Below are 14,325 nucleotides of genomic sequence, written 5' to 3'. Positions count from 1 at the left end.
TTCAGCGTCTGCCGCGCCGGACCCTTGGGTCGCGCCAGCGAAAGGCCGAGTCTGCCACCGTCTGGTTATAGCGGTGGTTGCTCAGGCTTACCGTGGTGCGCTTGTTTTGCGAATCGAGCGCAACCCAACCGGCGAGTTCAATGCCTTCAGGAGCGGTGGCATCGCGGCGGAAGACCATGGTGATGGTGCCATATTCGGGGCGGTCGTCATCACTGACCTCGACGCTGACGACATTGGGGCTGCCGGTGTCCAGCAGCCGACCATAGCGGGTAATGTCGCGATCCGGGTCGAGCAGCGCGCCGAGTGGGCTTTTCTTGATCGGCCAGCGCTGCACCTGTGCCACCTCATAATCGACCATGGTCAGCGACCGGCCGTCGGCGACGATCAGCAATTGTGCATCTTTCTGATATTCGAAACGAATCCGCCCCGGCTGTTTCAGCGTGAGCCTGCCCGAAAGCTGCTGGTTGCTCCGATCGGTCTGGACAAAATCGGCACGCAGCGTCTGGATACCGCGCAGATGGCGTGAGACCTTTTCGAGATCGGCGAGAGCCGGTGTAGCGGATTGCTGTGCTTGTGCCGGAATGGCGGTCACAATGCCAAGCGCGATGGCGCTGGCGGGCACCGCAAGAGCAGCGAGCGCAAGTGTGTAGCTGCGAAAGGGACTGATCGGTTTCATGCCTGTCATCGTGGCAGCAGCGGGTTGAATGCGTGCTGAACCTCTTTGCGGCAAGTAACTGGCCTGCTGATGATTATTTGATCTTGGCTTCTTTGAACTCGACATGCTTGCGCACGACCGGGTCATATTTGCGGAAGGTCAGCTTTTCGGTCAGGTTACGCGGATTCTTCTTGGTAACGTAGAAGAAGCCGGTATCGGCGGTGCTGACAAGCTTGATCTTAACAGTGGCTGGTTTGGCCATGACAATTCATCCTGTAGAAATGCGCTGTATCATCAAATGCGGATGGCGCTGTATCTGCTCCCCGCAGGAGACCGGCAGGCCAACACCGATTCGACGAATATCTCCGCGAGGCGCCATGGCACATCGCATCCGAACGGCGCTCTCTATGGTTTTTGCCGATAAAGTCAAGCGCCAACTGTCGCATCGGGCACAGCGATCAGGGCCAGGCGGCTGGCTTACACGCCCTTAACCACAGCATGGCTATGCTGTCTGGCATTATATATAGGGATATTGGGCGACGGCCCGGATAACCGCCATGGATGCTTTTCTTTCGACCCTGATTTTCACCGCTCTCGCGGAGATGGGTGACCGAACCCAGATTCTGTGTGCCGCCCTGGCACTGCGTTTTCGGCATGATGGCATGATATTGGCTGCGGTGGCGCTGGCAACACTGCTCAACAGCGCGGTCTCGGCGCTGGCTGGCGCCACTGTCGGTGGCTGGATCAGCCAGGACCCACTGACATTGTTCTACGCACTGGCGCTGTTATTTGCCGGCATCGGCATGCTGGTCTGGCGCCGCCCGGTGGATCTGCTCGAACATTGGCAGACGGGGGCGTTCACCACTGCCTTTCTTGGTATTCTGATTTTGCAATTTGGCGACAAGGGGCAGTTTCTCATTGCCGCCACTGCGGCGCGCAGCCAGGCGGCGGGCTTTGCGCTCGCCGGCGGCTGGCTGGGCACCATGATCGCCCTGCTGCCTGCGGTTCTGCTGCGCGAGCGGCTGGCGCAGCTGGTGCCGTTAAAAGCTATTCGCATGGCGGGTGGCGCGGTGTTTCTGGTTCTGGGTGCTGTCCATGGGCTGATGGCATGGCGGCTGATCTGAGTCGCGCATTGTTGATGGTGCAAGTGCCATTGGTCAAACCCCCATGGAATAATAGAAATTATCACTCATAGCCATGCTGACAGCGGTGAAACATTTCGCAAACGCACTGATTATGTATCTCTTTAGCAACAACTCCATCAAAGCGTCATCAAAATGTCGTTTATTGCTCCCTCGCCCCTTGTTTCTCTTGCGAAATACTGCAATTCAAACCGGTGAGTTGAAAAATGAGGGAAGAGAGATGACCAAATCACGTTCCGTTTCTATGCGCGGATTCCGCGCAGGCGCTGCGACTGCTGCCATGGCTACCATGCTGGCTGCGGCCCCCGCCATGGCTATCGTGCCGAATGAAAACACTGACTCGGAAGCCATTGTCGATAATGACGATGAATTTGCCGGTGTTGGCCAGTTCTTCAGCAACAGCGGCGTTGACGGCGATACCGGACTGGGTCTGTGTACCGGCAGCCTGATCAACCCGCGTGCGGTGCTGTTTGCCGCGCACTGCGTCAATGACCTGCCGGCGACTGCTTATAATGACGGCACCCGGATTTCGTCTTTTGGCTTCAACGTCAACAATCTTCCCGCGGTCCAGGAATGGCTCGCTCCGTTTATCGATCCTGATGGCGGTTTTGTTTTCAACACGGCCGGCCTGACCGCTGACGAGATTGCCGCGCTGCGCCCCAACCCGCTGCTGCGTCAGACCTCGGTGGCAAATAACCTCTTTAACATCAGCCAGATACAGTATGATCCGCGCTCGCTGCAAAATCCGCAGGCCCTGGGCTTCATCGAGGCGGATATTGCCGTTGCAACCCTTGATACCCCGGCCGGCAATCTCCCGACATGGGCACTGCTGTTTTCGATCCTGCCGGCTCCCGACGGTATCGACCCGGTTACCGGCACCGGTTACAATGTGGACATCGTTGGCTTTGGCGGCACCGGTACGGCTCTTGATGGCCCGATCTTCGGCATCGACTTCCGTCGCCGTGCTGCAGAAAATGTTCTGGGCGGCTTCCTCTCGCTCGATGATCGTAACAATGTAATCTTCGGCCCGGATGATCCGTTCCTGCCGCAGAACCTCTACAATCTCGACTTTGACTCGACCACGCCTGACGACTTCTTCTTTGACTTCAACGTCCACCAGGATGACCCGCTGCCAAATGAAGGCACCACCGCCGGTGGTGACTCCGGCGGCCCGCTCATCCTGCGCTCCGAAGATAATGACATTACCGACGAAGAACTGGTTATCGGCGTTCTGTCCGGTGGTTCGCGCTTCTTCGGTGCCACTCCGTTCAGCTCGCTCGGCACCACCAGCTTCTATCAGCCGCTGGCGCTCTTCTGGCAGTATATCGCCGAGGTTAACCCTTATCGCTATGTCGGCACCAATGGCGGCGACGGCAACTGGGAAGATGCCGATCACTGGGTAACGCTGCTTGATCCGAACTACCGGATCATCGATGAGAACGGCAATGTCGTGAATGGCCTGCCGACCACGCCGGAGCTTGGCCTGAACGGCACCGAGGGTGACTTTGGTGGCGTCTGCGTCGAAGGCATTGGCGCCCCGGGCATCGGTCCCGATGAGTGTCAGGACGTAGCGACCGGCATCATTACCACTCCGGACGGTGACCCGATCGATCCGCCGGCAGATCCTACGGAAGCCGGCTCCGAGATCTTCAACAATCGCGGTGAAGCCGACATTGCCCAGTCGGGCAACGATGTCATCGCCAATGCCGAAGGCGTTGAAGGTACCGTCACTGCGGAGACGACAACAACCGCTCCGGTTGAAGAGGCTGCGTCGGCTGAAGCTGCCGCTGCAACCTCCGAACCGGCTCTTGGTGAAGGCCTGACCGGTGTTCAGTTTGCCGAAAACGCACCGATGACCACCCGCGTCGAATTTGCGGAAGAATCGCCGAACACGATCACTGTCACCGGTTCGGAAGAAGCGCCGATGGCGGATGCCGTTGAAGGTGCCGAAGAGAGCCCGATGGAAGAGGGCATGGATCCGGATCCTGATCCTGCGCCGGAACCGCTGCCCGATCCGACGCTGGCCAATGGCCTGCCGGGTGCGACCGGTTTCGTTCCCGATAATGTTGACCCCGGCTTCACCGAGGAAGGTGATGTCATCAACGGTCGTTATTTTGACGTGACCCTCGCCAATGCAGGCACCACGACGCTGAGCAGCGCGGTCAATATCGACCGTCTGACCGTCTCGGGTACTGCCGGTCTTGACGTCACCGCCGATGGTGAGCTGTTCACCTGGCTCGGCGTGATGCAGACAGGCGGCACCGTGAATGTCGACGGCGTATTGAGCATGAACAGCGACTATTCGCTTATGGCGGGTATGCTGTCGGGCTCGGGTACCATTGTGACGCCGTTCCTCACCAACCTCACCGGCGCTATTGCACCGGGTGGCATGGACAATATCGGTACGCTGACGATCGAAGGTAATGTTATCCTGACATCGGGCAGCACGCTCATTGTCGATATCGACAATGCCGGCAATTCCGATACCCTTGCGGTGACCCGCGGCACGATCACGGAAACCGATGATATCGGCAATCCGGTTCTGGATGATGACGGTAATCCGAACATCATTCCCAATCCGGATGCAGGTAATCTGGATCTTGGCGGCATTGTCGCCTTTAACCAGCTCACCGAGTTCCTGTTCAACGATGGTGACACCTTCACCATTGCGACGGCAGAGGGTGATGTCACCAACAGCTTCAACACCGGCTTCGGCAGTGCTGTTCTGGGTGTGGCGTTCGAAAATGTCACCGATGAGACCACCGGTGTAACCTCAGTCAATGCGGTGTTCGACGTCAACACCTATGCTTCGGTTGTCGACCCCAACTCTGCGGTACAGTCCTCATTCGCACAGCTGCTTGATCAGAACCGTGCAAACGGCCTGACCAACTTTGCGGATATCTATCGCTTCACCGAGTTTGCTGATGCGGCAACGCTGGGTGCAACGCTGGAAGGTCTGGCTCCGGTCACGGAGACGACCAATCTCAGCGTAGCGGAGATGATGCTGAACAGCATGACCAACTTCTACCGCAACCGTACGGCCACGGCATTTGACAGCGATCGTGGCGGCACAGTCGCTACCAGCGGCACCGCGGTACAGCTGGCTTCGGCAAGCGCCATGGGTCTGCCGACCCAGGGAGCATTTGCGGCGACCACCTCGGCGGCGCAGAATGATACGGTCAATGACGACAGCGGCCTGTCTTCGGACTTCGCGCTGTTCCTCTCGGGTGGCTTCCTGGTGGGTGAAGGCGTCGGCATGCCGGCAGCACTCACCACGCAGGATGACCAATATGACGGCTTCTTTATCGCAGCCGGTCTGGAATATCTGCCTAACGAGAATGTCATAATCGGCTTCTCCGGTTCGTACAGCGATGTCGAAGGCAATTCGCAGGCAGGTGCCCGTGCAGACGGTCAGCTGTGGCAGGGCACCATCTACGGCGCATTGCGCAACGATAGTGGCCTGACTTTTGACGGTCTGCTGAGCCTCGGTAGCTACAGCACCGAAACCTTGCGAACAGTCACCATCGGTACCAACAGCTTCAACCTCAGCAGCGATGATGACAGCCTGGCCTTTGCAGCCGACTTCGGTATCTCGAAAGACTTTGAGACCAAGACCGTGCTGATCCGTCCGCGTGTCGGTCTGAGCTATCAGATGATCGACTTTGGTGACGTTCAGGAAACCGGTGGTCTTCCGGCTCTGGCCATCCAGCGTGATCGCTTCGATACGCTGCAGGGCCGTGCCGGTGTCACTGCGACCACGCTCAGGGGCAAGGCCTTCCGTCCATGGATCCGTGCTGACTATGTCCACGACTTCCTGGATCGCGACGGCAGCTTCGGCGCCAACTTTGTTGGCGGCAGCGGCGCCCTGGCACCGTTCGCCATCGCGTCGGATGACAGCGACTGGGTCGAAGCCGGCGTTGGCCTGAACTATGACGTCGGCAATGTGACCATCGGTGTTTCGGCAGAAACCACCGTCGGTCGCAGCGACTTCCAGAACCAGTCCTATCAGGGCAGCATCCGCTTCCGCTTCTAAGCGGCAAGCCGATGTGCCGGAGATTATCCGGCAAAAAAGGGCGTCCTTCGGGGCGCCCTTTTTTGTTCTGTGCAAGGCATGGATTGGTCCGCAGCGACGATACCATCGGGGGCATGCTACAGCCTGTCATGGTCGGCCATGACTGAATCTTGGATCGGTGGAGGCGAATGGGCGCATATCGCTACAAGGCATCATCGGTTGATATGCTTGGGTCACATAGCGCAGTCAGGCATGGCGATATGCCACGCACGGTTTTCTACCGTGGCCAGAGCGTATCGGTGCAGTGTCGATGCTGACAGCAACAAAGGTGCTGAGCGCAATATAAAGGGCCGCCGACACGAGTCGGCGGCCCTTTATGTGATGCTGCTGTTTCGCTCAGCCCGTCGACATAGCCGTTGGGGCAGATAGCGGGTCAGTCGGTCTTGGCGACGAGATTGACCGCCGAATATTTGCCACGCCGATCAACTTCCAGATCGAAATCCAGTCGGTCGCCCTCATTCAGGCCATGCAGGCCCGAACGCTCCACGGCGGAAATATGGACAAAGGCATCAGCTTCGCCATCATCGCGCGAAATAAAGCCGAAGCCTTTCATTGAGTTGAAGAACTTGACCGTGCCGCTGGCGCGTTCGCCCGTCAGCTCACGCTGCGGCGGAGCCGAACGCTCCTGTACCGGGATGATTTCACCGTCGATCTTGAGATCGCTTGCCGAAACCTTGCCGCCGCGATCGATCAGGGTGAATTCCAGCTTCTGTCCCTCGGCCAAGCCCTGCAGGCCGGCACGTTCGACAGCGCTGATATGGACGAACACATCATCGCCGCCGCCATCGCGTTGAATAAAGCCGAAGCCCTTGTTGCTGTTGAAGAATTTTACCGTGCCGCTGCCTTCGCCGACAACCTGGGCCGGCATGCCGCCGCCGCGATTATAACCGCCACCGCCACCGCCGCCGCCGCCGCGATTATAACCGCCGCCGCCCTGGCCACCATCGAAACCGCCGCCTCGGCGATCATCATAGCCGCCGCCGCCGCCGCGATGGCCACCGCCACGGTTGTCGAAACCACCGCCAAAATCACCACCGGGTGGAGGGAAGCCGTCGAAACTGTCCTCACCAAATCCATCGCGCTTGTCCCGGCCGCGGCCACGACGCCCTCTGTCAAAACCCATAATCCGTTCGTCACTTTCAATTCCGCCCCAATCATTCTCGGCCAAGCCTCCGGGACGCGGGGAAGACTGCAGCCGACAGAGGGAAATCAGGCCCTCTCAATTACCGCTCAATAAAACACTGTTTCTGCCTGTCTTAAACATCGTCAGCGGGTATCGGCGCGATAGCAGCCATGCTCGGGGCACAGCTTGCGACTCTCTATACCGTAAAAAACCCTCTTGAGCGAATACTTTAACAAATGAATGTTTCAGATTTGCTGCGGTTGAGCCTGCAAATCTTGCTGACATCGTTACGCAATCGTATCTACTGCATCTTGCACGATGGTATCAGCATCACCGATTGCTGCATCGCGCGGCGAAATTTGCGCCGCGATTCCACATATTTATCGACGCCCATCTGGGGGTATTTTCATCAGCGCTTGCCAGCGCCCCGGCAATTGGGCAAGGGAGCGCAATGCCAGATATTGCCGCGATATTCAGTATTTTTGCCGAACCCGCGACCTGGGCCGCGCTTGCGGCACTGATCGCGATGGAGGTGGTGCTCGGCATCGACAATCTGATCTTTATCTCGATTATCACCAACAAGATGCCTGAAGGTGATCGGCCGCGGGCGCGCTTCATCGGTATCGGCCTGGCGCTCGGCTTGCGGCTCGGGCTGCTCAGCCTGGTGTTCATCATCGTCCAGCTAACAACGCCGGTCTTCACGGCTTTTGGCCATGGATTTTCGTGGCGCGACATGATCCTGATTGCAGGGGGGTTATTCCTGGTGTGGAAGGCGACCAAGGAAATCCATCACAATGTCGATTTTGATCCGGCGATAGATGATATGGCTGAGGTGGCGAAGAAGGCCGAGATCGGTTTCGCCGCCGCGATCGGCCAGATCATCATGCTCGATCTGGTGTTCTCGCTCGACTCGATCATCACTGCGGTTGGCATGACCGATCATATCGTCATCATGGTCATTGCGGTGCTGGTGGCGGTCTCGGTGATGCTGGTCGCGGCCGGACCGCTGGCGCGCTTTCTCGAGCAGAACCCGACCGTGGTGATGCTGGCGCTCGCCTTTCTGTTCATGATCGGCGCCAGCCTGATTGCCGACGGCTTTGGTTTTCATGTGCCCAAAGAGGTCATTTATGGCGCCATGGCGTTTTCGGCGCTGGTCGAGTTTCTCAACATCCTCGCGCGTGATGCACGGCGCAAGCGGGCGGGTCTGACGCCGCGCCTTGCTGGTGGTGCTGCGCCGGATGCAAACACACAGGATAATGACAGGGACACAATCTGATGGCCGTCTATTTGCATGAAGAAGACATTCCCGCTGATGCACTGGGCGACGGTGCGCTGGCGGTCGATACCGAGACCATGGGGCTGAATACTCCGCGCGACCGGCTGTGCCTGGTGCAGATCAGCGATGGCGGCGATGACGAACATCTGGTCCGCTTCACCCCTGACAGCGACTATGCCGCGCCCAATCTCAAGGCGGTTCTCGCCGATCCCGGGCGTATCAAGCTCTATCATTTCGGGCGCTTCGACCTGGCCGCGATCAAATATTATCTCGGCGTCATGGCCGAGCCGGTTTTCTGCACCAAGATCGCGTCGCGGCTGGTGCGCACCTATACCGACCGGCACGGGCTCAAAGAGCTGGTGCGGGAGATGCTCGGCAAGGAGATATCGAAGCAGCAACAGTCGAGCGACTGGGGCGCCCCTGAATTGAGCACGGCGCAGCAGGACTATGCCGCCAGCGATGTGCGCTACCTGCACGATCTGCGCGACGCACTCACCCAGCGGCTGGTGCGCGAAAAGCGGCTGGACATGGCCGAGGCGTGCTTCGCCTTTCTACCGCATCGCGCCGAACTTGATCTGATCGGCTGGCCGGAAATTGATATTTTTGCCCATAGCTAATATCTAACAGCACAGAGCGTCGGTAATCAGGCCGCGCCAGTGGATATCGCATGACCCAAAGGGCAGAGCAGCAACGTACCAGACGGCAGGTCTTTGCCGCCCCGGGCAGTCGTCACGACGCTATTGTCCGGTTTTTGCGCGTCTCGCTACCCGCCGCCATTGGCGCGCTGTTCGCCTTTCTCGCGCTGGCACCGCTGGTGCAGCGATCGGAGCTCAGCTTCCTGCTCGACAAGGATACGGTCGAGATTGCCAGCGAGCGGATGCGTGTCACCGATGCGCTATATCGCGGCAAGGACAGCAGGGGGCGCCCTTTTTCGCTCAAGGCCGGCAAGGCGGTGCAGCGGAGCTCCGATGTCCCGATAGTCGAGCTCGATGATCTGACCGCACGCATCCTGCTGGAATCGGGGCCGGGTACGCTCGATGCCAATGAGGGCGTCTATGACATGGAGGCGGAGACGGTGCGCATCGACGGGCCTATCCGCTTCAACGCCGCCAATGGCTACCGTATGGTGACCCGCGACGTTGATGTTGATTTGAAGGGACGAACGCTGCAAAGCAGAGGTGCGGTCAGTGGGCGAACCGCGGTCGGCACCTTCAGTGCCGACCAGTTGCGTGCCGATCTCGAACAACGCACGGTGACGCTGATCGGCAATGCCCGCATGCGGATAGAGCAAGGGAAGTTGCGATGAAAGACCGGACCCGCTGGATCATGCCGCCGCGCCTCACAAAGCCATTATCCCTGGCTGCCGCCATTGGTATGGTCACAATGGCGCTGGCCATTCCCGGCCATGGCAACGCCCAGTCACTGTTCACCCATAACAGCAACGCTCCTGTCGATTTCAACGCCGCGCGGATCGAGCTGCAACAGCGCCAGGACCGCGTGGTGCTCAGCGGCAGCGTTGACCTGCGTCAGGCCGGACTCAATCTCACGGCATCGCGTGTGACCATCGCCTTTCGCGATATTGGCAGCACCGATATCGAGCGTATCGATGCACTGGGCGGGGTGACGATCAGCAAGGGTGATACCCGGGCGCAGGGCCAGAGCGCGATTTACGACCTCAACCGCCGCATCATCACCATGATCGGCAATGTGCGGCTGCGCCGTGGCGGCGATACGCTTAATGGCGAGCGGCTGGTGATCGACCTGACCACCGGCCTCAGCAGCATCGATGGTCGCGTATCGGGTGGCGGAATCAGCGCCAGCCCCGGCGATGATGGCCGGGTCAGCGGCAGCTTCGCCGTGCCGCAGCGCGAGGACGGGGCGAACTGATCTCTTGCCACTGGCGACTTTCATCAAAGGGCATGAAACTTGCATAAAAATATGCAAATTCGCTTGCATTGCGATTCCAGCGGGCCGATTATTACATGGTAATCATTGAGATGGGACCCGAGTGCAGGCCGAAATGGATGACATAACCACCGCTGCCGATGTCAGCCCCGCCATGGTTGATGGCGCGCATCCGGCATTGCATCCCGACGCGCTGGAAAATGGCCTTGCGGTTGTTTCGATCGCCAAAAGCTATGATCGCCGTGCCGTGCTTACGGACATTTCGCTGTCGGTGGCCAAGGGCGAGGTGGTCGGTCTGCTTGGCCCCAATGGTGCGGGTAAGACCACCTGCTTCTATTCGATCATGGGGCTGGTGCGTCCGGACTCGGGCCGTATCGTGCTTGATGGCGAGAATATCACCGACCTGCCCATGTATCGCCGTGCGGTGCTGGGTCTGGGTTATCTGCCACAGGAAACATCGATCTTCCGCAGCCTGACGGTCGAGCAGAACATCATGGCGGTGCTGGAAATGGCCGAGCCCGACAAGGCGGCGCGCGAGGCCGAACTGGAAAAGCTGCTCGATGAATTCGGCCTGACCAAATTGCGCGATTCCGGCGCGATGGCGCTGTCGGGTGGTGAGCGGCGGCGTTGCGAGATTGCCCGGGCACTGGCGGCCAATCCCTCGATCATGCTGCTCGACGAGCCCTTTGCCGGCATCGACCCGATTTCCATCGCCGATATTCGCGACTTGGTGCTGCAGTTGAAGGATCGTGGCATCGGGGTGTTGATTACCGACCATAATGTGCGCGAAACGCTGGATATCGTCGACCGCGCCTGCATCATCTATGATGGCCAGGTGCTGTTTTCGGGCACCCCGGAAGACCTCGTCAGTGATGTCAATGTGCGCCGGCTCTATCTGGGCGAGGGGTTTGCGTTGTAATGATGCCGATGCCGAGGGTCGTCATTCCGCAATTACCAGGCCGACAGCATGAGGCCGCCACGCCATGGCGCTAGGTCCACGTCTCGATCTCAGGCAGAAACAGTCGCTGGTAATGACGCCGCAAATGCAGCAGGCGGTCAAGCTGCTGGCGCTGTCCAATCTGGAGATGGAGAGCTATCTCAACGAGGCGCTGGAAAAGAACCCGCTGCTCGAAAGCGAAGCCGTCAATGACACGCCGGGGCAACCGGCAGGAGAGAGTGCTTCCGGGCCCGCCGGTGATAGTGGCGGCGATGGTGCCGGTGACAATGGCGCGGAGGGTGGCGAACCCCCGTCCGAAGGCGCCGATACGCTGATCGCCGCCGGGGCAGGCGAAGCCGATGCACCGCTTGACAGCAACAGCGATGTCGATGTCTTCCACCATGATAGCGCCAGTGACATGATGGGCAGCTCTGCTCTGGGCGCAAGCGGCCCGGGGGGCAGCGGTGAGGGTGCGGACTGGGAGAATATGCTGGCTGACAGCATGACGCTGCAGGACCATTTGCGCGAGCAGATGGGCGCACAGGTTGAGGGCGAGGATATGCTGATCGCCGATCTGATCATCGGTCATGTCGATGACAGTGGCTATCTGCGTGCCGACGCACTGGCGCTGGCGCAACAGCTGGGGACGTCGGTTGACCGGGTCGAAGCGGTGATTGCCCGGGTGCAGCAATGCGACCCCAGTGGCGTTGGTGCAAGGTCGCTGAGCGAGTGCATGGCGATACAGGCGCGCGAGGCTGATCGCTATGACCCGGCCATGGCACGGCTGATCGACAATCTCGACCTGGTGGCACGGCGCGATATTGCCCGGCTGAAGCGCATTTGCCGTGTCGATGAGGACGATGTGATCGATATGATTGCCGAGCTGCGTGATTATCAGCCACGTCCCGGTGCCGCCTTTGCCGGTGCTGCCGCAGCACCGGTCGTTCCCGATGTCTTTGTCCGGGCCAGGGCCGGCGCCACTGGCTGGCATATCGAGATGAACCCCGCGACGCTGCCGCGGCTGTTGATCAACCGGCGTTATCATGCCGAGCTCAGCGAAGGGATACAGGACAAGGCGAGCAAGGCCTGGCTCAATGAATGTCTCAATGATGCCAGCTGGCTTATCCGCACGCTCGATCAGCGTCAGCGCACCATCACCAAGGTGGCGACCGAAATCGTCAAGCGGCAGGAAGGGTTTTTTCATGAAGGCGTGGCCCAGCTCAAGCCGCTGACGCTGCGCCAGATTGCCGATGCCATCGAGATGCATGAATCGACCATCAGCCGCGTGACCAGCAACAAATATCTCAATTGCGACCGTGGCACTTTCGAGCTCAAATATTTCTTCACCACCGCGATCCAGTCCGCCGATGGCGGCGAGGCGGTGTCGTCCTCTGCGGTCAAGGACGCGCTGAAGACGCTGATTGACAATGAGGATCCGAAAAAGATCCTTTCCGATGACAAGCTTGTCGCGATGCTCAAGGAGCAGGGCTATGATATTGCCCGCCGCACCGTGGCGAAATATCGCGAGGCGATGCACCTTGGTTCATCGGTCCAACGGCGGCGCGAAAAGGCGATGCTGGCGAAATAGGCTCTTTCTCCTCCCTTTCAGGGGAGGGGTGGGGGCTATCGTCTCAGCGCTGTGCTTGTGGACAGCCCTCTCTTCCAACCTTCTACCCTAGAGTTTGATCCAGTCAGGTTGAAGCACGTCATTGCGAGCCGCAGGCGAAGCAATCCAGCGCAACGCGCGACGCTCTGGATCGCCGCGTCGCTTCGCTCCTCGCAATGACGATTCCATAAAAGGCGACTATATTCTAAAGAAGAGAGGGCTATGAGAGTGCTTCACAGGTGTGAACTTCGTGAACTTTGCAGTGTAACAACACGCTCAGAAATCGATGGCAATACCGTTCGATTCCCAGTCGCCATAGCGGGTCGGACCATTGGCGCGGCGCTTCTCGTCTTCTTCGGTGATCGGTTCGGGCCGGGGTGCAGGGTCCGCTTTCCAGTGCGCCGGAGCGGTAACATGTGCCGGGCGCTTGCGGGCGGGCGCAACATGCTGGGCCAGTCCGTTCTGTCTCGCTTCATTGGCCATGCTGTCTTGTCCCCATAACACTGCGGATTGAAAAACCGTCATTCCGCTATCATATTATGGTGTATGATATGGGGTCGGAAGGCCGGTTTCCAAGCGATTTTGCGCGTCGGGTGGCACGTCCGGGCAATACAGGAATGAACGCAGATGAACCAAATGAAGACTCTTATGCTCCTGGCCGGATTGACGGCCCTGTTCATGGCGCTGGGCTATACGCTGGGCGGTGCGGGCGGTGCGGTCATCGCACTGCTGGTGGCGGCCGGCATGAACCTGTTCACCTTCTGGAATGCCGACAAGATCGTTCTCAGGATGCACAATGCGATTGAGGTCGATGCCCAGAGCCATCCCGATTTCTATAATATGGTCGCGCGGCTGGCGCGCAATGCCGATTTGCCGATGCCAAAGGTCTATCTGATGGACACGCCGCATCCCAATGCCTTTGCTACCGGGCGCAATCCGGAAAATGCTGCCGTGGCCGCGACCACCGGTCTGCTCTCCATGCTCGATCGCGACGAGGTCGAGGGGGTTATGGCGCATGAACTGGCGCATGTGAAGAACCGCGATACGCTGATCATGACGATGGTTGCGACCATTGCCGGGGCGATCTCGATGCTCGCCAATTTCGGTATTTTCTTCCGCGACCGCAATGCCGGTATCGCCGGGCTGGCCGCGGTGCTGATCGCGCCGTTCGCGGCGATGATCGTGCAGATGGCGATCAGCCGTACCCGCGAATTCGGTGCGGATAAAGGCGGCGCAGAGATTAGCGGCAAGCCGATGGCGCTGGCCTCGGCGCTGGCGAAAATCTCGGGACAGGCCGAGCGCATCCCCAACCCGGTGAGCGAACGCAACCCGGCGGCGGCGCAGCTCTATATCGTGCCCGCCGGTGTGCGCAGCCTGTTCTCCACCCATCCCGATACCGGCGATCGCATTGCCGCGCTGCAGGATATCGCCATGGAAATGGGACAGGGATCGCAGGGTCATGGTGCCGGGGTCAGCGGCGGTAGCGCCTTTGCCGATGAGGTAGTCAGCCGGTCGGCGCGCGGTCGGCGCGGCGCGAGCGTGCCGCGTTCCGGAGGGCGAGGCTCGCGCACCAGCGCGCTCGACCCGACGCGCCGCGATTGACCTCTTC

Annotated in this window: 13 protein-coding genes; 9 read left to right on the top strand and 4 right to left on the bottom strand. The window is 59.5% G+C overall.

Annotation, left to right across the window (positions count from 1 at the left end; all coding sequences use genetic code 11):
- Position 1: 1 nt before the first annotated feature.
- Together AAFX04_12530 and rpmG are read right to left on the bottom strand one after the other, a co-directional pair.
- Complete coding sequence (locus AAFX04_12530) at positions 2 to 676, bottom strand: outer membrane lipoprotein carrier protein LolA (protein MEO1046259.1); 675 nt, start codon at positions 674 to 676, stop codon at positions 2 to 4.
- A 73-nt stretch (positions 677 to 749) separates the two neighbouring features.
- Entirely contained in the window at positions 750 to 917 is a 168-nt protein-coding gene (gene rpmG / locus AAFX04_12525) for a 50S ribosomal protein L33 (GenBank protein MEO1046258.1), read from the bottom strand.
- A gap of 295 nt (positions 918 to 1,212) precedes the next feature.
- Here rpmG and AAFX04_12520 point away from each other — a divergent pair, with 295 nt between their 5' ends.
- Together AAFX04_12520 and AAFX04_12515 are read left to right on the top strand one after the other, a co-directional pair.
- Positions 1,213 to 1,779 carry a TMEM165/GDT1 family protein gene (locus AAFX04_12520; protein MEO1046257.1) on the top strand — a complete coding sequence of 189 codons (567 nt, stop codon included), beginning with the start codon at positions 1,213 to 1,215 and terminating at the stop codon, positions 1,777 to 1,779.
- A 238-nt stretch (positions 1,780 to 2,017) separates the two neighbouring features.
- Entirely contained in the window at positions 2,018 to 5,830 is a 3,813-nt protein-coding gene (locus tag AAFX04_12515) for an autotransporter domain-containing protein (GenBank protein ID MEO1046256.1), read from the top strand.
- Between the two features lie 412 nt (positions 5,831 to 6,242).
- On the opposite strand, the gene AAFX04_12510 is transcribed toward AAFX04_12515, so the two are convergent.
- Positions 6,243 to 6,992, bottom strand: coding sequence for a cold-shock protein (locus AAFX04_12510; GenBank protein MEO1046255.1), 750 nt, complete (start codon positions 6,990 to 6,992; stop codon positions 6,243 to 6,245).
- A 460-nt stretch (positions 6,993 to 7,452) separates the two neighbouring features.
- Here AAFX04_12510 and AAFX04_12505 point away from each other — a divergent pair, with 460 nt between their 5' ends.
- The 6 genes from AAFX04_12505 (at position 7,453) to rpoN (ending at position 12,698) form a co-directional block, all read left to right on the top strand.
- Positions 7,453 to 8,268, top strand: coding sequence for a TerC family protein (locus tag AAFX04_12505; GenBank protein ID MEO1046254.1), 816 nt, complete (start codon positions 7,453 to 7,455; stop codon positions 8,266 to 8,268).
- Positions 8,268 to 8,885, top strand: coding sequence for a ribonuclease D (locus tag AAFX04_12500; protein MEO1046253.1), 618 nt, complete (start codon positions 8,268 to 8,270; stop codon positions 8,883 to 8,885). The genes AAFX04_12505 and AAFX04_12500 overlap by 1 nt, the downstream gene beginning before the upstream one ends.
- Positions 8,886 to 8,935: 50 nt before the next feature.
- Positions 8,936 to 9,574, top strand: a complete 639-nt coding sequence (gene lptC, locus AAFX04_12495; GenBank protein ID MEO1046252.1) for an LPS export ABC transporter periplasmic protein LptC — start codon at positions 8,936 to 8,938, stop codon at positions 9,572 to 9,574.
- Complete coding sequence (locus AAFX04_12490) at positions 9,571 to 10,155, top strand: LptA/OstA family protein (protein MEO1046251.1); 585 nt, start codon at positions 9,571 to 9,573, stop codon at positions 10,153 to 10,155. Before lptC ends, AAFX04_12490 begins: the two co-directional genes overlap by 4 nt.
- Positions 10,156 to 10,327: 172 nt before the next feature.
- Positions 10,328 to 11,092 carry an LPS export ABC transporter ATP-binding protein gene (lptB, locus tag AAFX04_12485; GenBank protein ID MEO1046250.1) on the top strand — a complete coding sequence of 255 codons (765 nt, stop codon included), beginning with the start codon at positions 10,328 to 10,330 and terminating at the stop codon, positions 11,090 to 11,092.
- Between the two features lie 64 nt (positions 11,093 to 11,156).
- Positions 11,157 to 12,698: an RNA polymerase factor sigma-54 gene (gene rpoN / locus AAFX04_12480; protein MEO1046249.1), complete on the top strand. Its 1,542-nt coding sequence runs from the start codon at positions 11,157 to 11,159 to the stop codon at positions 12,696 to 12,698.
- 294 nt (positions 12,699 to 12,992) lie between these two features.
- Here the strand turns inward: rpoN and AAFX04_12475 are convergent, their stop codons facing one another.
- Complete coding sequence (locus tag AAFX04_12475) at positions 12,993 to 13,199, bottom strand: DUF1674 domain-containing protein (protein MEO1046248.1); 207 nt, start codon at positions 13,197 to 13,199, stop codon at positions 12,993 to 12,995.
- Positions 13,200 to 13,343: 144 nt separating this feature from the next.
- On the opposite strand from AAFX04_12475, the gene htpX reads away from it, so the two are divergent.
- The gene (htpX, locus tag AAFX04_12470; protein MEO1046247.1) at positions 13,344 to 14,318 is read left to right on the top strand and encodes a zinc metalloprotease HtpX; all 975 of its coding nucleotides are present in this window, start codon (positions 13,344 to 13,346) and stop codon (positions 14,316 to 14,318) included.
- The last annotated feature ends 7 nt before the right edge of the window (positions 14,319 to 14,325 follow it).

The sequence above is a fragment of the Pseudomonadota bacterium genome (genome assembly GCA_039818985.1).
In the GTDB taxonomy this organism is placed as follows: domain Bacteria; phylum Pseudomonadota; class Alphaproteobacteria; order Sphingomonadales; family Sphingomonadaceae; genus Alterisphingorhabdus.
This window is presented reverse-complemented; position numbering and strand designations above follow the sequence as displayed.